The sequence below is a fragment of the Rhizobium leucaenae USDA 9039 genome (assembly GCF_000426285.1).
Taxonomy (GTDB): Bacteria; Pseudomonadota; Alphaproteobacteria; order Rhizobiales; family Rhizobiaceae; genus Rhizobium; species Rhizobium leucaenae.
Window position 1 is genome coordinate 69,235 of sequence record NZ_AUFB01000002.1, and the last position, 19,006, is coordinate 88,240.

The window sequence follows — 19,006 nt, forward strand, 5'->3', positions numbered from 1 at the left end:
TGGAAGTCAAGGATTGGCATATCTGCCCCCCACTTTTCCCTATTCCCTTCCTGTCATAGACGTGTTACCAGCCCTCGCCAACTTCCAAGCAACACTTGCAAGATCGCCCGGTAGACGATTCGTTCCGGGCTTTCCTGTTTTTAACAGACGAAGGAATTGGCCATGGCACGCATCATTGAAACGTCTACCGGGTTGGATGCTCTGACATTCGACGACGTGCTCCTGCAGCCGGGACACTCCGAGGTCATGCCCGGCCAGACGAATATCGCCACCCGCATCGCCCAGGACATCGAACTCAACCTGCCGATCCTGTCGGCGGCCATGGACACGGTGACGGAAAGCCGTCTTGCGATCGCCATGGCCCAGGCCGGCGGCATGGGCGTCATCCATCGCAACCTGACGCCCGTGCAGCAGGCCGAAGAAGTTCGCCAGGTTAAGAAGTTCGAAAGCGGCATGGTCGTCAATCCGGTCACGATCGGTCCGGACGCCACGCTCGCCGAGGCGCTCAGCCTGATGAAGGCGCACGGCATCTCCGGCATCCCGGTCGTCGAAAAGTCGCATCGCCTTGTCGGCATCCTCACCAACCGCGACGTCCGCTTCGCCTCCGATCCCTCGCAGAAGATCTACGAGCTGATGACCCGCGAAAACCTGGTCACGGTCAAGGACGGTGTCCAGCAGCAGGAAGCCAAGCGCCTGCTGCACAAGCACCGTATCGAAAAGCTGCTGGTTATCGATGGCGACAGCCGTCTGGTCGGTTTGATCACCGTCAAGGACATCGAGAAGTCGCAGCTCAACCCGAACGCCTCGAAGGACGCACAGGGCCGCCTTCGCGCCGCTGCCGCCATCAGCGTCGGTGATGACGGCTTCGAGCGTGCCGAGCGCCTGATCGAGGCCGGCGTCGATCTTCTGGTCGTCGATACTGCCCATGGTCATTCGCAGCGCGTTCTCGATGCCGTCACCCGCGTCAAGAAGCTCTCTAACTCGGTCCGCGTCATGGCGGGCAATGTCGCCACCTATGACGGCACGCGGGCGCTGATCGATGCCGGTGCCGATGCCGTCAAGGTCGGTATCGGTCCCGGTTCCATCTGCACGACCCGTATCGTCGCCGGCGTCGGCGTACCGCAGCTCGCCGCCATCATGTCGGCAGTGCAGGCCGCGCAGGATCAAAACATTCCGGTCATCGCCGATGGTGGCATCAAGTTTTCCGGCGACCTGGCAAAGGCGATCGCCGCCGGCGCATCGGCCGCCATGGTCGGCTCGCTTCTGGCCGGCACGGACGAAAGCCCCGGCGAGGTTTATCTCTACCAGGGCCGCTCCTTCAAGGCCTATCGCGGCATGGGCTCCGTCGGCGCCATGGCGCGGGGTTCGGCCGATCGCTATTTCCAGGCGGAGGTGCGCGACACGCTGAAGCTGGTGCCGGAAGGCATTGAAGGCCAGGTGCCCTATAAGGGGCCTGTCTCGGGCGTGCTGCACCAACTCGCAGGCGGTCTCAAGGCGGCCATGGGCTATGTCGGCGGCGCCGATCTCAAGGACTTCCAGGAGCGCGCCACCTTCGTGCGCATCTCCGGCGCGGGCCTGCGCGAAAGCCATGCCCATGATGTCACCATCACCCGCGAAAGCCCGAACTATCCGGGCGCTGGCGGCTGATCGATGGCAGATCGCGCTCAGGACAACGTCAGGTCACTAGAGGGCCTGACGGCGGTCCTTGCAGCTCTTTCCCTGGCACTTTTCGCGTGGATCCATGCCGGCTTCGTGAGAGCGTTCAGTGATGCGGCCGCCGGCGAGCAGATGCTGGATGCGCGCATCGGCGGTTATGAGCGCGACGACGTGATCGCCATGCTGCGCTACCTGAAGGATCATCCCGATCCGGCCGCTATCCTGCATTCCATGTATCTAGGGCCGGAGCTCATCTTTCCGCTGGTGCTGGCTGGTCTGCTCTTTTGCCTGCTGCGGCTGGTCGGTCCCGCCGGCATCTTCTTCGGCCGGCCGATCCCGCCTGCTGGGATTGCCCTGATTTTTTGTCTGCCGGTCTTCTACGGCGTGATGGACTATGCGGAAAATATTGCCGGTCTGTTGCTCTATCCGCCGGCTGCGCCTTCGGATGCGACGGTGACGCTGCTCGCGGGTCTGCTGCCGGTCATCGTGCGGCTAAAGTTCCTCTCGCTGGTTATCACTATCATTCTACTGGCCCATTTCGCGATTCTTCGCTACCTGTCTCCGGACGGTTCCAAGCCGTCCTGAGCGGTCGTTCTGCCGTTCAGCAATCCCTAGAGCGGTTTCAGCGTTTCACGGAATCGCTTTCTCGCTCTACCCCTTTATTTTTACGCAATTCCGGATCGAAGACCGCTTCGCACCTTCCTGGAATTGCTCTAAGGAGTTGGCGGCGTGACCGGCTATGAAATGTTCTGGCCCATGGTGGCCCATGCGGTGCTTGTCTATATTCTCTACGCGCTGTTGGGCTTGCGCCGCCAGAGCGCGGTGAAGGCTGGCACGATCAAACGATCGCAATTTCGCGAGAACTATGCTGCCGATGAGCCGGCCGAAAGCCTGGTTGTGCGCAACAGCATCGCCAATCAGTTCGAACTTCCGCTTCTGTTTTATGCCTGCTCCATCGCGCTGTTCGTCGCCCAGGCGGATAATCTGGCCGCCGTCATCCTGGCCTGGATCTTCGTCGCCTCACGCTGTGCCCACGCCTACGTACATGTCACCAGCAACGACCTGCGCTACCGTAGTCCGCTTTTCGCGATCGGCTATATCGCCCTTGCCGGCATGTGGGTCTGGCTTGCCATCTGGATGGCCTTCTCCTGACGGGACTTGCATTTTCGCGAAAAGCAACCTGCGATAACGTATTTGTGTTCTTCCTTTACCGGCGCATCGCGCTCCACTGACCTATCTTTTCCTCGGACAGCCTTCCCTTGGGATGCTGGCTGCCGGGGAGCGCTGAGGAGGAGCACATTATGAGCGTGGATAAGCCCATCGTGACGCAGGCGATGATCAGTGCCTATGACGAATATACGCATCTGACGCTTGATCGCCGTGGCTTCATGGAAAAGCTGACGAAGCTCGCAGGCTCAGCAGGGGCCGCAGCCGTGATCGCGCCGTTGCTTGCAGCCAACAAGGCGAGCGCTGAGATCATTGCCGCCGATGACAGCCGACTGGAAACGAAGGATGTTACCTATCCCGGCAATAACGGGGAGATGAAAGCCTATCTCGCCCGACCCAAGGGCGAGGGCGAGAAGCTCGGTGGCGTGATCGTCATCCATGAAAATCGCGGCCTCAATCTGCATATCCGCGATGTCGCTCGTCGCATGGCGCTGGAAGGCTTCATCGCCTTGGCCCCGGACTTCCTGTCGCCGCTCGGCGGCACGCCGGAGGATGAAGACAAGGCGCGCGAGATGTTCACCAAGCTCGAGCCAGCACTGACCGTTGCCAATGCCGAAGCGAGCCTGACCTATCTTTCCAAGCTGGACCGCTCCAACGGCAAGGTCGGGGCGGTCGGCTTTTGCTGGGGCGGCGGCGTCACTAACCGCTTCGCCACCAAATCACCGGAGTTGAAGGCCGGCGTTGCCTATTACGGCATGCAGCCCGCCGCTGCCGATGTGCCCGACATCAAAGCCGCCCTGATGCTGCACTATGCCGGCCTCGACGATCGCACCAATGCCGGTATCGATGCTTATCGAAAAGAACTGCAGGCCGGCGGCAAGACCTTCGAGATCTTCGTCTATGACGGCGCCAACCACGCCTTCAATAATGACACTTCGGCTGCCCGCTACGACAAAAAGGCCGCCGATCTTGCCTGGGGCCGGACGATCGATTTCCTAAAAAAGTATCTGGCCTGACCGCAGACGGCGAGGAACTGGAGCGATAACGGCGGAAGCTATTCTCCGGCCGTTGCCGCTCAAGGCGGCTGTAACAATACTTAACACTTAAAATTGAACTTTTCTCATTTACGCGCATTGAAGATGCCTGTGGCATAAGTTGCCATGCGCCCCGGCGTCGCTCCGAGTGAATAATAAAAATGGGAAATACATGAGCCCGGACAAACCCGCCCGCATCAAATTCCGCAAGGAACCGCAGCAGGAACGCAGCATCCATCGCGTCGATGTCATTTTATCGGCCGCCGCTCACCTGATTGCGGAAAAAGGCGTGAGCGCCATGAAGATGACGGAACTCGCCGCGGTAGCCGGCGTGCCGATCGGTTCCGTGTATCAATATTTTCCCGAGAAAGCGGCGATCGTCACCGCGCTGTTCGACCGTCATGCCGTTCTCGTCCAGCAAAAGACGGCGGAAGTCTTCATCACCGTAAAATCCCTTGATCATGCCGTCGATCTCGTCTGCGGCATGATCGATTGGTATTATCGCGAGTTCCGTGGCGATCCGACCTATATGGGCGTGTGGTTGGGGACGGAGATGGATCAGGATCTTCTGAAGCTGAACATTCAGCACAGCAACCGCGTTGCCGAAATCTTCGTGCAGGGCATCGAAGCCCACCTTCCGGCCGACAGTCAAATCGATCTGCAGGCTCGCGCGCAACTCTTCAGCCACCTCATCGGTGCCTCGGTACGCCTCGCGATCATGAGCGAGAGGAGCCTTGCCATCCGCATGCTCCACGAATGGAAGCAGATGATCCGCGCGACGCTGTTTGCCGAGCCGAGCGGTGAGGCGATCGGCAATAGGCATTAGGCAAGTTATTCCACCTGACCGGCCTGGTCTTGCGCCGCTCTCTGTCCTTAGAATAAAATGCCTCCATGACTAAGCAGGTCCTCTTCGTTCAGGGAGCCGGCGAAGGCGTCCACGCCCGCTGGGACAATAATCTTGTGGCGAGCCTTGAGCGCGAACTCGGCGAAAACTACGCCGTCCTCTATCCTCAAATGCCAGGCGAGAACGATCCCAGCTATGCGGCTTGGAGGGCTGCGCTGATAAGGGAATTCGACTTGTTGGAGGACGGGGCAATTCTGGTCGGCCACTCGATCGGCGGCACCATTTTGCTGCATGTACTTGCAGAGCAGCCGCCGAAACTCAAGCTCGGTGGGCTATTTATCATCGCTGCGCCCTTCATCGGCGAAGGCGGCTGGCCGAGCGATGATATCGACGATCTCAAAGATTTTTCAGAACGCCTTCCGCCCGGCATTCCTGTCAATCTCTATCACGGCGCGGATGATGACGTAGTGCCAACAGCCCATGTTCATCTCTATGCGAAAGCGATTCCGCACGCTGTGGTCCGTACGGTCGAACACAGGGATCACCAGTTCAACAACGATATGCGCGACGTCGCCCGAGACATCCGTTCAGTTGATTGAGCTGAGCGCAAGACTTGCGCCCAGTTCCTAAAATCACCAACCCGGCAGAATATGCCCAGCGCGCAGGCGCGGGTAGTAGCGTGCGAGGGTCTTCACGTCGCCGTCGAGATCGTCGTCGACCGCAGCCGGCGTGATATTGTCGAGGCAGGCTGAGATGTGGGCGGTGATGGCATTCATCAGCGATACCGAAAGCCCCGGCCGCTTCATGATGCCGATCTGCACCGGCGGCAATGGCGGGAAGCCATCCGCCTGGCTGAGCACCTTCATGCCGGTGCGCAGGGCCGATTCCGGCATGACCGATACCGCCATGCCGGCAAGCACGGCAGCGGCAACCACCGTGCAGGACCAACTGGTGAACAGGATCTGGTAGTCGCGGCCACCAGCGTCGAGCGCAGAGCAGGCAAGCTGCCGCCATTGACAGTCGCGTCGCCCCACGGCGAGCGGTACAGGCGCATCGTCGCGCAGCGGATGGTTGGCCGAGCCGACCCAGCAGAGCGGTTCCGTCCGCACCACGTCGGACATTCTCTCCCGCGGATTGTGGGTGACCAGCGCAATATCGAGTTCGCCGCGATGCATGCGTTCGGCGAGATCGACGGAAGGTTCGCAGACGATATAGAGTTCGACGTTCGGATGCGTCTTGGCGAAGCGGCCGATGATCTCGGGCATGTAGCGATCGGCATAATCGTCCGGCGTGCCGATGCGCAGCGTGCCCTCGAGCCTGTTGTCGTCGAATGCGGCGATCGCCTCATTGTTGAGGCGGATGATACGGCGTGCATAGTTGAGCAGCTTTTCGCCTTCCGCCGTCAGCCGGTTGCCACGGCCGTCCTTGATGAAAAGCTGTTTGCCGACGCGTTCTTCCAGCCGGCGCATCTGCATGGAGACCGCCGACTGCGTCTTGAAGACCCGGTCGGCCGCCTTGGTGAAGCTGCCCGAATCCACGATGGCGATGAAGGTCTGCAACTGATCGATATCAAGCGGCGCGGCCATGATCTCACCTATAAAGGAGTTTGATAATTATCATTAGAAACATTCGTTGGACTGATCAATAGGGCTTTGGCATCTTCCTAATGCAAATCAGCATACCAATCGACAGACCTCCTGCCGAATTCCTCCCGACCACGCTCCTTCTCCGGATCTCCGGGAAGGGGCTTGGCCAGCGTGTGCCTGAAAGAAAGGACCATGAAATGCGCACGACAGACCGGACATTACATCTCGGCCACGCAAGGCCGTCGCTGCCTTTGACGGCACGCCTGACGCTTGCTTTCGATAAGATGGCATCCGTCTGGCGCGCACTCCGCAACCGCCGCGAGATCAATTATCTGAATGAGCTGAACGACAGCCAGTTGAGGGACATCGGCTTGACACGCCTTGACGTCACGGCGGCCCTCTACACGTCGACCTTCTTCGAGGACCCGTCCAGCCATCTGACCAACTCCGCGCGTCGCCGTACGCGCTCCCTCTGCCTCACCGGCTTTCGTCGTTGAGACCGATTAAGCGTTTCCCCGCAGGGTGATAGCCAATAAGCCCTGCCTCTTACCCGGTGTTCGGTTCCCAACCGACACCGGGTTTTTTCTTTTTTGGAGACGAAGCACGGCGGGGAAATTGCCATGTTTTTCAAATGCCATATGTTAGGACTTGGCTAAAATGCGAGGGCAGTGACAATGGCGACGATAATCCTCTTCCACTCCGTTTATGGATTGCGCCCTCTCGAACTGGACTCTGTCGAGCGCTTGCAGGCGGCAGGTCATAAGGCGTTCGCCCCCGATCTTTATGATGGGTGGGTCGCGAGTTCCATCGACGAAGGCTTCGAACTGAAGGATGAAATCGGTTGGCCGACCATTTGCGAGCGGGCGGAATGGGCGATGGCCGGCCTGCCGCCCTCAACGGTGCTGGGTGGGTTCTCCATGGGCGCGGCAGTTGCGGCAAGTCTTTGGCCGAAGCGGGCCCAAACCGCCGGCGTGCTTTTTCTTCACAGCATCGCCCAAATCCCGGAAAGCGCCCGCGAGGGCACGCCCGTGCAGGTCCATCTTGCCGATCCGGATCGTTTCGAGCCTGCGGAAGATGTCGCCGCATGGCGATCCGAAGCCGCACGATCAAAGATCGCACTCGATGTTTTCGCCTATCCCGGCGCAGGCCACCTTTATACCGACCCCAGCCTGCCCGACTACGATGCCAAGGCGGCCGATCTTACATGGAGCCGCGTTATTCGTTTCCTCGATACTCTTTAAAGCTTCGCTTTGAACCGAAGGCGGTTGTTGCCTAAGTTACCTGCCGTGAGCAATATCAAAAGGATGTGTGCCATAATGGATTTCAACCCGATCGCAACGTCAATTCGCCTTGCCAACGGGGATTATCCTATCCATGCCTGCATCCATCATTCTCGCCAACCTTTCATGGTCCACGCCTGACGGCCGGACGCTTTTCTCCAATCTTGACCTGAGTTTCGGCGCCGAGCGCACGGGCCTCGTCGGCCGCAACGGCGTGGGCAAGACCACGCTTCTGAAGCTCATTGCCAGGGAACTGCGGCCTCAATCCGGGGCGATCTCCTCCGGGGGCAGTCTTGGCACCTTGCGCCAGAGCGTCCAGGTGAAGCCCGGCGAAACCGTGGCGGATATCTTCGGGGCGACCGAGGCGCTGGCCATTCTTCGCCGTGCCGAAGCAGGCGAGGCGACTGCCGAGGAGCTTGCCGCCGCGGACTGGACGCTGGAGACACGCATCGCCTCCGCGCTTGATCGCGCCGGGCTGGGTGCCACACCCGAAACCCGCCTCGAAGCGTTGTCAGGCGGGCAGAGCACGCGCGCCGGCCTTGCTGCGCTCATCTTCACTGATCCCGATTTTCTCATTCTGGACGAACCGACGAACAATCTGGACCGGGATGGCCGGGAGGCCGTCATCGAGCTCCTCGCAAACTGGCGGGCCGGCGCGATCGTCGTCAGCCATGATCGGGAATTGCTCGACGCAATGGATGCCATCGTCGAATTGACCTCGCTCGGCGCCACCCGCTACGGCGGCAACTGGAGCCAATATCGCGAGCGCAAGGTTCTGGAGCTTGCTGCTGCCGAACACGATCTTGCCGATGCTGAGAAGCGCGTCGCCGAAGTTGCCCGCAGCGCGCAGGCGACGGTGGAACGGCAGGCGCGCAGGGATGGTGCCGGCAGGAGGAAGGCCGCCAAGGGCGGCATACCACGTATCATGCTTGGCGGACTGAAGGAGCGGAGCGAGATGACAGGCGGCGAAAATGCGCGTCTCGCCGAACGCCGTCGTACACGGGCACGCGAAGACGCCGCTGCTGCCCGCGAGCGCATCGAAATCCTTCAGCCTCTGTCCGTCAGGCTTCCGCCGACCGGATTGCCCGCAAACAAGGTCGTTCTGAGGATCGACGATGTGACCGCGGGCTATCGGCCCGGCCAGCCGATCGTCAGAAATCTTTCTTTCAATATGACGGGACCCGAGCGCGTCGCTGTCACCGGTCCGAATGGTTCGGGCAAGACGACATTGCTGGCGCTGATCTTGGGCGAATTGCAGCCGTGGGCCGGGACAGTTCGCGTCATGACCTCGGTCTCCATGCTCGACCAGGGGGTAAGCCTTCTCGATCCATCGCTGTCGATCCGCGACAACTTCCGGCGAATAAATGCGCAAGCGGATGAAAATGCCTGTCGTGCGGCACTTGCCCGGTTCATGTTCAGGTCGGAAGCAGCGCTTCAGATCGTATCCACCCTGAGCGGCGGGCAGTTGCTGCGGGCCGGCCTTGCCTGCGTCCTCGGCGGACCGGCGCCGCCGTCATTGCTGATCCTCGATGAGTCGACAAATCATCTCGATATCGATTCGCTTGCTGCGGTCGAGGTTGGACTGCGCGCCTATGACGGCGCGCTTCTGGTGGTCAGCCATGACGAGATCTTTTTGAAGGGCATCGAGATATCGCGGCGGCTGGAATTGCCCGCAGGCCTTTCAAGGCAGGTGTCGGTCGCAGAATGAGGCGGGCGTCCCGATATCATCGGATCGCCCGCGCTTTTCCTGTTGCCGTCAGGTGGCGTCTGCGATCCGGTCCAGCTCCGCGATCTCGTGATCCGGCAGCACGAGCCCGCCGGCGGCAAGGTTCTGCCGCAGGTGTTCGAGAGAGGAGGTGCCGGGGATCAGCAGGATGTTCGGCGCTCGGCGCAGGAGCCAGGCGAGCGCTACCTGCATGGGTGTGGCGCCAAGACGGGTGGCGACCTCCGAGAGGGTGGAGGATTGCAACGGGGTAAACCCGCCGAGCGGAAAGAACGGTACATAGGCTATCCCGTCGCAGGCAAGTTCGTCTATCAGAGCATCGTCGGCCCGGTGCGCCAGATTATATTGATTTTGCACGCAGACGATCTCGGCGATCCCGCGGCCTTCCGCCACCTGTTTGGCCGTGACGTGGCTCAATCCGATATGACGTATCAGGCCCTGCCGCCGCAGGTCGGCGAGGACCGTCAATGGTGCCTCAATCGATCCTTCGGTAGGATGATGGGGATTGAACATGATGCGGAGGTTGACGACGTCGAGCACGTCCAGTCCAAGATTGCGAAGATTGTCATGCACGGCCTGGGTCAGCTCTTCGCGGGAGAAGGCCGGAAACCATGATGCATCGCTGCCGCGCAAAGCGCCGATCTTCGTAACGATAACGAGATCATCATTGTAAGGGTGGAGCGCCTCGCGGATCAGCCGGTTTGTGACATGCGGCCCATAGAAGTCGCTGGTGTCGATGTGGTTGACGCCAGACGCAACCGCTTCCCGCAACACCGCCACGGCCATATCGCGATCCTTCGGCGGGCCGAACACGCCAGGACCTGCAAGTTGCATGGCGCCATAGCCCAGCCGTTTGACGCGGCTATGGCCGAGGGTAAAGCTGCTGGATTGATCGATGTTTGACATGGGATCTCCTTTCAAGATGAAATAGAGATAGCTGCCATCGGAGTGTATGAAAACGGGGTGTAATTCGCACGGGTTGTGCGGAATCGCGAACAGTCGATTGGCTGCGCGGAAAGCTGTTGCAAAATCACACGGCCGGCTCGCCCTCTCGGATATGTTCCTGTCAGCCTTGTTGCGGCGCAGGCTTGCCGTTCGCCGGCATATAACTATCGAAGATCGCTTCCATGTTCTTCTGATAGTTCTTCTGCACTTCCAGGCCGCTGTCGAACATGGCGTTGAACATCTCGGTATAGGCGGCCATGTCGACGCCGGGTGCAGCGGGTGCGGGTTTAGCTTTCGGTGCTTCCTTCGGCGGCTCGGCGGGCATTGGGAAGTTGCGCATCATATCCTGGAACGCCTTGGCGAAGGGATTGCCGAGGAAAGGATTGGCGGCGGCGGGCTTTTCACGCTCGACCGGCTGGGCGCCGAACATTAGTTCCATCGCCTGGGTAAACGGATTGTCGAAGATGCTCGCCTGCGGCGTCGGCTGCTGCTTCGGCGCAAAGCCGATGGTCTGCAGCCAGTTCTGCATCATCTCGCCCATTGCGGTGTTGAGAAAAGGATTGGCCATTTGAGGCATCTGTCCGCTGGTTTCCTTGAACAGGCCGCCCATCAGCGTGTCGGCCATGACGGGCAGCATGCGCTTGTAAATTTCCTGGCCGATGCCGGTCATCTGCGCCGCCTGCGCGGCGACGGCGCGCGATACGTCCTTGGAGCCGAACAAGCGGGCCAGCACGGTATTTCCATCGGCAATGCCTTCGGGTGTAAAGGCCTTGCTCATATCCTCGAAATATTTGGCATAGTTGCCGGAGGTGATGTCCTGCATCACGCCCATAAAATTATAGGGGTCCGTTGCGCTTCGCTTGAACCCCGAGGAAAAGGCGGGCATCAGCGCCGCCATGGCTTTCGTCGCTTGCTCCTGGGCGAGGTTGAACTGCTTGGCTATCGCCTCCGTGGCGGCGCCGTTTTGTGCCTGCATCATCATGTCGAAGAGTGGCAGCATCGAAGTTCCTTTCCGCGCAATCATGCCGCTTCGGAATCAGAAGACGTGCAATCCTGATAGTATAGCGGGAAAAAAAACGGCGCATACCGGTTTCTGCCGGCATGCGCGCCAACAATCCAAGCTGAATTCGGCTGTCAGTATTGATATTCCTCGAAGACCGGCTCGACCGAGCCATTCCAGCGGCCGTGATAGAGCATCAGCAGATCGTCGGCGAGCGTGCCCTTCTTGGCGAGCACTTCGTCGAGCGGCGCCAGGAAGACCGTTTCGTCCTGGCCATCGCCGTTCACCCGGGCGCGGTTCTTCAGGCCGGTGCGGGAGATGCCGACCACTTCGCGCGCCACATCCAGGAGATTATGACCCTTGATGCCGGCCTTCAGGCCTTGCACCGGCACGACATCGCGCAGTGCGTTGACCTCTTCGAAGGTCCAATCCTTTGTCAACTCGTCGGCAGCCGTCAGCGCCTCGTCGTCATAGAGCAGCCCGACCCAGAAGGCCGGAAGCGCACAGATGCGCCGCCAGGGGCCACCGTCTGCACCGCGCATCTCCAGGAAGCGCTTGAGGCGGACATCGGGGAAGAGGGTGGAGAGATGGTTCGTCCAGTCGCCCATCGTCGGTTCCCAGGCGGCGATCTCGCCCTTCAACGCGCCATTCATGAACTGGCGGAAGGTGACATGAGTGCAGTCATGATAGTGGCCGTCGCGAACGACGAAATACATGGGAACGTCCAGCGCCCACTTCACATAGTCTTCAAAGCCGAAATCGGCACGGAAGGTGAAGTCGAGCAGGCCGCTGCGGCGGTTATCGGTATCGCGCCAGATATCGCCGCGCCAGGAGGAGAGACCGTTCGGCTTGCCCTCGGTGAAGGGCGAGGAGGCAAACAGCGCGGTCGCCAGCGATTGCAGCTTCATCGAGACGCGCATCTTGCGGCGCATGTCCTCTTCCGAAGAGAAATCGAGGTTCACCTGGATCGTGCAGGTGCGGTACATCATGTCGAGCCCTTTGGTGCCGACCTTCGGCATATAGCGGCTCATGATGTCGTAGCGCGATTTCGGCATGCGCGGCGTCTCGGCCAGCGTCCATTTCGGACTGCCGCCGATGCCGAGGAAGCGAATTCCCATCGGCTCGGCGATTTCGCGCAATGTCGCGAGGTGCTGGTTCGATTCCTTGCAGGTCTGGTGAATGTTTTCGAGCGGCGCACCCGACAGTTCGAACTGGCCGCCGGGCTCGATCGAGATCGCGCCCATACCGGTCGGCTCGCCCAGGCCGATGATGTTCTCGCCATCCATGATCGGATCCCAGCCGGACTTTTCCTGCAGGCCCTTCAAAAGCGCGGAAATGCTGGCATCGCCAAAATAAGGCACAGGGCTGTTGTCGGCCCGGAAAAACACGAATTTTTCGTGCTCCGTGCCGATGCGGAATTGCTCCTCCGACTTGTTGCCGGCCGCCAGATAGGCCGTCATGTCCGAGACCGAAGAGAGCGGAGTCTGGTCGGTGGTATCGCGCGCCATGATATTACCTTGATCTCGGAAAGAAGCCCGCGCAAGCCGCAAGCCAATAGGAAGGGTGATTGACGCGGAATGAGGTACGGTGCAAGTGAATTTCTTTCAAGAGCCGTTCAAAAAAATAGGATCTTGTGCCTGGAAGCTATGGTGTAATCGAAGCTGATGCCGGCGCTTGCACAAGCGTTCAAGACGCCCAACCGACATTTGAAATAGTCTTGCCTCCGCCAACGACGGGAGGGCACATCGATGTTCGAACAAAGCGCATTTTATCCGATCTTGACACTGCTTCTCGCCTCTCTGGTCATTATGGGCAGCCCCGGTCCGTCCACGATCAGCGCCACCGCTGTTGGTGCCGTCTACGGCTTCCGCCGGTCGATCGGTTACGTCTGCGGTCTGATTGCCGGTACACTCGTCGTTCTGTTGGCCGTCGCGGTCGGCGTCGTCGCAATCCTGTTCTCTGTGCCCTATGGCGCGTCAGTGCTTACCGCCGTCTCCACCGTCTATATCGCCTACTTGGCCTTTAAGATCGCCATCGCTCCTCCGCTTGCGCGCCGCGGTGACCAAATCGCGACGCCTGCCTTTACTGGCGGCTTTCTGCTGGCGGTTGCCAATCCCAAGGCATATCTGGCGATCGCCGCCGTCTTCGCCGGAGTGAGCCTTTTCAAGGATCGGCACACGCTTGACGCGATGCTCAAGATAACGCTGCTCAGCCTGATGATTGTCGCTATTCATCTATGCTGGCTTCTGGTCGGGACCTCGCTATCCCGCTTTCTCCAGAATCCCACCATTTCGCGCATCGTAAACATCTCCCTGGCGGGTATGCTGCTCGTCACGACCGCGCTCGCATTAGCGGGCTGAAACAACCATCGGCGAGGAAACTAGTTCCAGTCCCCGATTGTCGCCTGAATGACCGCCATGGCTGCCACTGCCGCCGTATCGGCGCGCAATATCCGTGGGCCCAAGGGAATGGCGGTGACGAAATCGAGACTGTGCAGCAGGGCGCGCTCCTCTTCCGAAAATCCGCCTTCGGGTCCGACCAGCAGCGCCAAATGGTTCTCCCTGATCTTCGCCAGGAGAGGCAGTGGGTTCTGCCCGGCATCGCCTTCATCGCAATAGATGATCCGGCGCTCCTTCGGCCAGCTTGTGAGGAGATCGGCTAGCTTTATGGGCTCCATCACCTCTGGGACCCCGAGAATGCCGCACTGCTCCGCCGCCTCGATGACATTGGCCTTGAGCTTGTCGAGATTGGTGATCTTGCCCTGCACATGCTGCGTCATCACCGGCTGCAGCAGGCCGGCGCCCATCTCCACCGCCTTCTGCACGAGATAGTCGAGTCGTCCGACTTTCAGCGGCGCGAAGAGATAATGCAGGTCGGAAGGGGCGGGCTGTGGCCGCGTCTGCTCAACGGGCGTCAGCAGGATGCGCTTGCGTGAGGGAAAGGAGACACTTGCCTTCCATTCGCCGTCGCGGCCGTTGAAGATCAGCAGCTCGGCATCGTCCTCCATGCGCAGCACATTGGCGAGATAGTTGAACTGATCGCGATCGGCCTCGATGCCGGCATTTGCTTTGATATCCGAAACCACGAACAGCCGCTGCATGCGGAAATTGGCGCGCATGGGTAATCCCTTAAATGAAGAGCGCGACCATAGCCCAATAAACCGTAGCTGCAAGCATCGCCGAGACCGGCACGGTGATGGCCCAAGCCGCGATGATGGTCATGAAATGCGAGCGGCGCACGAGGCGTCGGCGGTGGATTTCGTCCGGATTACGCTCGTCAGCTTCTTCCATCTCGCCCCATGGGATGCTCGAAGCCTCGGCTTTCATCCGCATATAGGCCAGGCGTCGCTTCGAGTGGCTGGTGTACCATTCGCGGAAGAAGCCGACGCCGAAGACCGAGCCGATGGCGATATGGGTGGAGCTGACGGGAAGGCCGAACCAGGAGGCGACGATGACGGTGAGAGCGGCCGACAGCGCGACGCAATAGGCTCGCATCGGATTGAGCTTGGTGATCTGCTCGCCGACGAGGCGGATCAGGCGCGGACCGTAAAGCAGCACCCCGACGGAAATGCCGCAGCCGCCGATCAGTACGACCCAATGGGGTGCGGTATTTCCCGCCGCACCTCCGACGACACTGAGACTGCTTCCCTGGCCGACGCTGCGTATGATCGCTGCCAGCGGCCCGATGGCATTGGCGACGTCGTTGGCGCCATGGGCAAAGGACATCAGCGCCGCCGAACAGATCAGCGGCAGGCGGAACAGTTTGCGCAGCGAGCTATTCTTGTTTTCGCAGCCGACGGACTGTGCCGCCACCAGCGGTCGTGCCGCGAACCAGATCGCCAATCCGACAACGATGCCGATCGCGATGATCGAAAAGCCCGCGACGGTATCTTTCGGCGCGAGCTGCAGGACCAGATAGGCGGTAAAGGCACCGGCCATCAGGCCGATCAGAATGGGAATCCAGTATTTGGCGGCTGCGATCTTATCGTCGCGGTAGATGATGAAGGTCTTGATGAAAAACAGGATGCCGGCGGCGATCGTGCCGCCGAGGAAGGGCGTGACGACCCAGCCGGCGGAGATCGCCGCCATCACGCGCCAATTGACCATCTCCGGCCCGACAGCGGCGGCACCTGCGCCGACGACGGCGCCCACGATCGCATGGGTGGTTGAAACCGGCGCTTTCAGCCAAGTGGCGAAATTGATCCAGAGCGCGGCGGCGAGCAGCGCGGCCATCATCAGCCAGGCGAGCTTGCCGCTGGTGATGATGCGGTCGGTATCGATGATATGCGAGGAGATGGTCTTGATGACCGGCCCGCCTGCGATCATGGCGCCGAGAATTTCGAAGATCGCCGCCATGACCAAGGCCTGCGTCATGGTGATCGCACGCGCACCCACTGCGGCGCCGACATTGTTGGCGACGTCCTTGGCGCCGATATTCATGGCCATGTAGCCGGCGAGCGCCACGGCGGCGATGGCCAGCGTCGCGCCCGGCTGGTTCAGCACGTTGATGCCGGCGAAGATCATCGCAAGGCCAAGGAAGATCAGGCCGATACCGGGAGCGACCAGGCGTTTCGTGACATGATGGGCCGCATCCTCGACGTAGGTGAGTTTGTCGAGATCCTTGTCTAGCGTCCGTTTTGTCAATTTCACCGGTCGGTCGGGCATGCCATTCTCTGAGTCGAAATATATACTCTTACGCCGCCCGGCAGGCCGCGCAATGCCTGGCGATCGTCCTGGTATAGTTTGTTGGGAGTATGATGGGGCCTATTTGGCCTCTGCTGCGGCAAATCTTGCCGTCATCCGCCGCTCAAAGGCGAGGATGATGTCACGCAACTCCGGCTCGCGGACACGCTTGATCGCTTCGCTGCAGGAAACCCACTCGACCGTGCGCTCGCCCTTTTCCTTGAAATTCTTGGCGAGATCATTGACGTCGAGCGCATAGACCTGAACTCGGCAGGGCACTTGTATGCCGTCCTTCAGAACCTTGTCGTAGCTGAAGGCGCCAAGCGGCTCGGTTTCCACCGTGCCGCGCACGCCGGCTTCTTCGAAGGCTTCCCGGGCCGCCACCTCATGCGACAGCTTGCCAGGCATCGGCCAGCCCTTGGGAATGACCCAGCGGCCGGTATCGCGGCTGGTCAGCAGCAGCATTTCCAACTCGCCCGTCTTCTTTCTCACTCGATAGCAGAGCGCGGCATATTGCTGTCGCGGCGGACGCCGAAACATGAGCTGCACATCATTTGCGATACGGGCGAGAATGGCCAAGGGTCGGGTCACCTTTAAGAGTTCGAGTTTAGAATCAGTTGCATATTAGCATTGCATGGAAAAATTGTGCATTCCATATGGCTTTATATGGTATTTCCACACACTTTCGTTGAGTGTTCAGTAGATAAAAATATGAGGATTCGGTCTCTGATATTCGCCAGCGACTATGCTATTAGCGACATCAAATCCGTTTAATATGCCGCAGATGGCGCAGTCGCTCTATCGCTCTTCCTATCCTACCGGAAAATAAGCTAAATCTCCGTTATGCCCGAACGCTCCCCACCGCCGCGTCTCCCGCCAATGAACGCGCTGCGCGCCTTCGATGCCGTTGCCCGTCGTGGTAGCATTTTGAAAGCGGCCGAGGAGCTCGGTGTCGTACGCGGCGCTGTACGCCAGCAGCTTACCGTGCTGGAAACATTTTTCGGTATTGTTTTGTTCCGGCGCGATGGCCGGCGCTTGATATTGACCGAGAAGGGCAGGGCCTTTGCCGACTCCGTCGGCATTGCCTTCGGCATTCTGGCGCGCGCCTCGGCCGAGCTCGCGGCCGATGAGCGCAGGGTGCTTCGCCTCGGTGTCCCTTCCGCTTTCGCCGTGTGGTGGTTGATGCCGCGGGTTGCGGATCTGCAGGCTGCACTTCCCGACATCGACGTCGATATCATCCCGATGGCGATGGTCGAACCGCTGGCGCGCCATCCTGATCTCGACGCCGTGATCATGGGCGGCGAATATCGGCCCGCGTCGGACATCACCGCAATCCGTTTCATGGAAGACGAATTCGGCCCGGTAGCAACGCCAGACCTTTCCGCCCGCCTCGCGCTTGCCACGGGGGTGGAAGTCCTTGCCGGCGCGGTCGCCCTGACCAGCCGTTCCGCGCCTCGTCTTTGGGATGATTGGTTTGCCGAAAGCGGCCACGCGCCCATTCGCTTTGCCCGCATGCGCGAATTCGAAGATTTGCTTCTGGCGATCGCGGCCGCCCGCGCCGGCGTTGGCATTGCCATCGTCCCTCGCACGGCTGTTCGTGACGATATCGATCGCGGCACGTTGGTAGCGCCCTTTGGCTTCATCCGGAGACCCGCGGGATACAGTCTCTGCATCCGCAGCGGCGATGCGAAGAAGGCGGCTTTTGTCCGGCTGGCCGATTGGCTGCTGGGAGCAGGGGCCGGCCCTATCCCGCCAACGGTGAGATAGGCCTCGTGCCTATGACACTTTTTCTGCCCTATCGCTCATTCCAATGTCCATAGACAGCCTGTCATTTCCCATGTGAGATCGCGGCACGACAGACCGCCGTCAGGAGTGCGCTATGGACCAGTCTTCCTCTCTTTCGCGTATGGATTGGGTTGCCCGGAGCTGCCGCCTGCTGGCGGCGACGGCAGCTGAATTCCGTGAGACCAGACCCTTCGAGGGCCTGACGATCGGAACCGGCATTCATCTAGAGCCGAAGACGGTGGCACTGGTGATGACGCTGCGCGCCGGTGGTGCCCGCCTCGTCTGCACCGGCAATCTCAACAGCACCCAGCCGGAAACCGTCAGATATCTGCGTACGCAGGACATCACCGTTTTCGCCACCCAGACCACAGATGCCGCCGAGCACGGCGCCAGTCTCGACGCCATCCTGGCGAAAAAGCCGGACCTGCTGCTCGACAATGGCGGCGATCTCTTTGCGCGCGCCGCCGAGCGGCCCTATGCCAATCTCTTGGGCGGCACCGAAGAGACGACCTCCGGCCGCATCCGGTTGCTGCCGATGCGCGACAGGCTGGCCATGCCGATCCTCGTCATCAATGACAGTCCGATCAAGCAGTTCGCCGAAAACAAGCATGCGGTCGGCCAAAGCTTGTTCGAGAGCTATCTGCGCTTCACCAATCGCTCGACCAACGGCAAACGCGTCACCGTCTTTGGCTATGGCGCCTGCGGCAAGGGTACGGCGGCCAGTTTCCGCAACGCCTATGCCACGGTCAGTGTCGTCGATATCGATCCCGTGACGACGCTGGAGGCGCATCTGGACGGTTTCGTTACGCCTCTACGAGAGGAGGCGATCCGTACCGCCGATATCCTCATCACCGTTACCGGCTATCCAGGCATCGTGACTGCGGCGGACCTACCGCTGATCAAGCATGGCGCGATCCTGATGAACGGCGGTCATTTCCCGCATGAGATTAATGTGGACGCCTTCCGAAATAGTCCGGATGTCGCCGGCATCGACCGCTATGAGGCCGAGCAAATCGAGACCATCCGCATGCGAGACGGACGCGCTTTCCACATCCTCGGTGCCGGCCACATGGCCAACCTCGCCGGACCGCGCCCGCTCGGCAACACCGTCGAATCCATGGATCTCGGCTTTGCGCTGCAAGCCCGCTGCCTGGAACGCGTGGCAAAGGGCGGCCTCGGCAAGGAGGCATGCGTCATTCCCGTGCCCGCCGATATCGATGCCATGGTGGCATCGGCCTATCTCGATCTGGCGAGATGAGTGCGAACATGTGCTTTGTCGACATCGCTGCGGGCACTGCTGGATC

General features: G+C 60.3%; 19 protein-coding genes. 12 read left to right on the forward strand and 7 right to left on the reverse strand.

Annotated features, from left to right (window positions below; translation table 11 throughout):
- Positions 1 to 162 precede the first annotated feature (162 nt).
- From guaB to K290_RS0103030, 6 genes are all read left to right on the forward strand, one after another.
- A complete protein-coding gene (gene guaB, locus K290_RS0103005; RefSeq protein WP_028750492.1) occupies positions 163 to 1,647 on the forward strand; it encodes an IMP dehydrogenase in 1,485 nt (494 codons plus the stop codon).
- Positions 1,648 to 1,650: 3 nt separating this feature from the next.
- The gene (locus K290_RS0103010) at positions 1,651 to 2,241 is read left to right on the forward strand and encodes a hypothetical protein (RefSeq protein WP_028750493.1); all 591 of its coding nucleotides are present in this window, start codon (positions 1,651 to 1,653) and stop codon (positions 2,239 to 2,241) included.
- 144 nt (positions 2,242 to 2,385) lie between these two features.
- Positions 2,386 to 2,808, forward strand: coding sequence for an MAPEG family protein (locus K290_RS0103015; protein WP_028750494.1), 423 nt, complete (start codon positions 2,386 to 2,388; stop codon positions 2,806 to 2,808).
- A 149-nt stretch (positions 2,809 to 2,957) separates the two neighbouring features.
- Positions 2,958 to 3,839: a dienelactone hydrolase family protein gene (locus K290_RS0103020; RefSeq protein ID WP_081670208.1), complete on the forward strand. Its 882-nt coding sequence runs from the start codon at positions 2,958 to 2,960 to the stop codon at positions 3,837 to 3,839.
- Positions 3,840 to 4,029: 190 nt separating this feature from the next.
- A complete protein-coding gene (locus K290_RS33770) occupies positions 4,030 to 4,683 on the forward strand; it encodes a TetR/AcrR family transcriptional regulator (protein WP_037134845.1) in 654 nt (217 codons plus the stop codon).
- A 65-nt stretch (positions 4,684 to 4,748) separates the two neighbouring features.
- Positions 4,749 to 5,300 (forward strand): alpha/beta fold hydrolase, encoded by a 552-nt coding sequence (locus K290_RS0103030; protein ID WP_028750496.1) that lies wholly within the window; start codon positions 4,749 to 4,751, stop codon positions 5,298 to 5,300.
- Positions 5,301 to 5,333: 33 nt separating this feature from the next.
- On the opposite strand, the gene K290_RS0103035 is transcribed toward K290_RS0103030, so the two are convergent.
- A complete protein-coding gene (locus tag K290_RS0103035; RefSeq protein ID WP_037134847.1) occupies positions 5,334 to 6,287 on the reverse strand; it encodes a LysR substrate-binding domain-containing protein in 954 nt (317 codons plus the stop codon).
- A 197-nt stretch (positions 6,288 to 6,484) separates the two neighbouring features.
- On the opposite strand from K290_RS0103035, the gene K290_RS0103040 reads away from it, so the two are divergent.
- The 3 genes from K290_RS0103040 to K290_RS0103055 all read left to right on the forward strand — a co-directional run bounded on the left by K290_RS0103040 (position 6,485) and on the right by K290_RS0103055 (position 9,275).
- Positions 6,485 to 6,784: a DUF1127 domain-containing protein gene (locus tag K290_RS0103040; RefSeq protein ID WP_028750498.1), complete on the forward strand. Its 300-nt coding sequence runs from the start codon at positions 6,485 to 6,487 to the stop codon at positions 6,782 to 6,784.
- Between the two features lie 177 nt (positions 6,785 to 6,961).
- The gene (locus tag K290_RS0103045; protein ID WP_028750499.1) at positions 6,962 to 7,528 is read left to right on the forward strand and encodes a dienelactone hydrolase family protein; all 567 of its coding nucleotides are present in this window, start codon (positions 6,962 to 6,964) and stop codon (positions 7,526 to 7,528) included.
- A 133-nt stretch (positions 7,529 to 7,661) separates the two neighbouring features.
- Positions 7,662 to 9,275, forward strand: a complete 1,614-nt coding sequence (locus K290_RS0103055; protein WP_028750500.1) for an ABC-F family ATP-binding cassette domain-containing protein — start codon at positions 7,662 to 7,664, stop codon at positions 9,273 to 9,275.
- 48 nt (positions 9,276 to 9,323) lie between these two features.
- Here the strand turns inward: K290_RS0103055 and K290_RS0103060 are convergent, their stop codons facing one another.
- From K290_RS0103060 to K290_RS0103070, 3 genes are all read right to left on the reverse strand, one after another.
- Positions 9,324 to 10,196, reverse strand: a complete 873-nt coding sequence (locus tag K290_RS0103060; protein ID WP_028750501.1) for an aldo/keto reductase family oxidoreductase — start codon at positions 10,194 to 10,196, stop codon at positions 9,324 to 9,326.
- 160 nt (positions 10,197 to 10,356) lie between these two features.
- Complete coding sequence (locus K290_RS0103065) at positions 10,357 to 11,235, reverse strand: DUF937 domain-containing protein (RefSeq protein ID WP_028750502.1); 879 nt, start codon at positions 11,233 to 11,235, stop codon at positions 10,357 to 10,359.
- A 134-nt stretch (positions 11,236 to 11,369) separates the two neighbouring features.
- Positions 11,370 to 12,743 carry a glutamate--cysteine ligase gene (locus tag K290_RS0103070; protein WP_028750503.1) on the reverse strand — a complete coding sequence of 458 codons (1,374 nt, stop codon included), beginning with the start codon at positions 12,741 to 12,743 and terminating at the stop codon, positions 11,370 to 11,372.
- A gap of 240 nt (positions 12,744 to 12,983) precedes the next feature.
- On the opposite strand from K290_RS0103070, the gene K290_RS0103075 reads away from it, so the two are divergent.
- The gene (locus K290_RS0103075) at positions 12,984 to 13,595 is read left to right on the forward strand and encodes a LysE family translocator (protein ID WP_028750504.1); all 612 of its coding nucleotides are present in this window, start codon (positions 12,984 to 12,986) and stop codon (positions 13,593 to 13,595) included.
- Between the two features lie 20 nt (positions 13,596 to 13,615).
- Here K290_RS0103075 and K290_RS0103080 read toward each other — a convergent pair whose 3' ends face one another.
- The 3 genes from K290_RS0103080 to K290_RS0103090 all read right to left on the reverse strand — a co-directional run bounded on the left by K290_RS0103080 (position 13,616) and on the right by K290_RS0103090 (position 16,496).
- Positions 13,616 to 14,353: a 16S rRNA (uracil(1498)-N(3))-methyltransferase gene (locus tag K290_RS0103080; RefSeq protein WP_028750505.1), complete on the reverse strand. Its 738-nt coding sequence runs from the start codon at positions 14,351 to 14,353 to the stop codon at positions 13,616 to 13,618.
- Between the two features lie 10 nt (positions 14,354 to 14,363).
- Positions 14,364 to 15,899: an inorganic phosphate transporter gene (locus tag K290_RS0103085; RefSeq protein ID WP_028750506.1), complete on the reverse strand. Its 1,536-nt coding sequence runs from the start codon at positions 15,897 to 15,899 to the stop codon at positions 14,364 to 14,366.
- A 99-nt stretch (positions 15,900 to 15,998) separates the two neighbouring features.
- The gene (locus tag K290_RS0103090) at positions 15,999 to 16,496 is read right to left on the reverse strand and encodes an NUDIX hydrolase (protein ID WP_028750507.1); all 498 of its coding nucleotides are present in this window, start codon (positions 16,494 to 16,496) and stop codon (positions 15,999 to 16,001) included.
- A gap of 264 nt (positions 16,497 to 16,760) precedes the next feature.
- On the opposite strand from K290_RS0103090, the gene K290_RS0103095 reads away from it, so the two are divergent.
- Both K290_RS0103095 and K290_RS0103100 read left to right on the forward strand, forming a co-directional pair.
- Positions 16,761 to 17,684, forward strand: coding sequence for a LysR substrate-binding domain-containing protein (locus K290_RS0103095; RefSeq protein WP_028750508.1), 924 nt, complete (start codon positions 16,761 to 16,763; stop codon positions 17,682 to 17,684).
- Between the two features lie 112 nt (positions 17,685 to 17,796).
- Positions 17,797 to 18,960, forward strand: a complete 1,164-nt coding sequence (locus K290_RS0103100) for an adenosylhomocysteinase (RefSeq protein WP_028750509.1) — start codon at positions 17,797 to 17,799, stop codon at positions 18,958 to 18,960.
- Positions 18,961 to 19,006 lie beyond the last annotated feature (46 nt).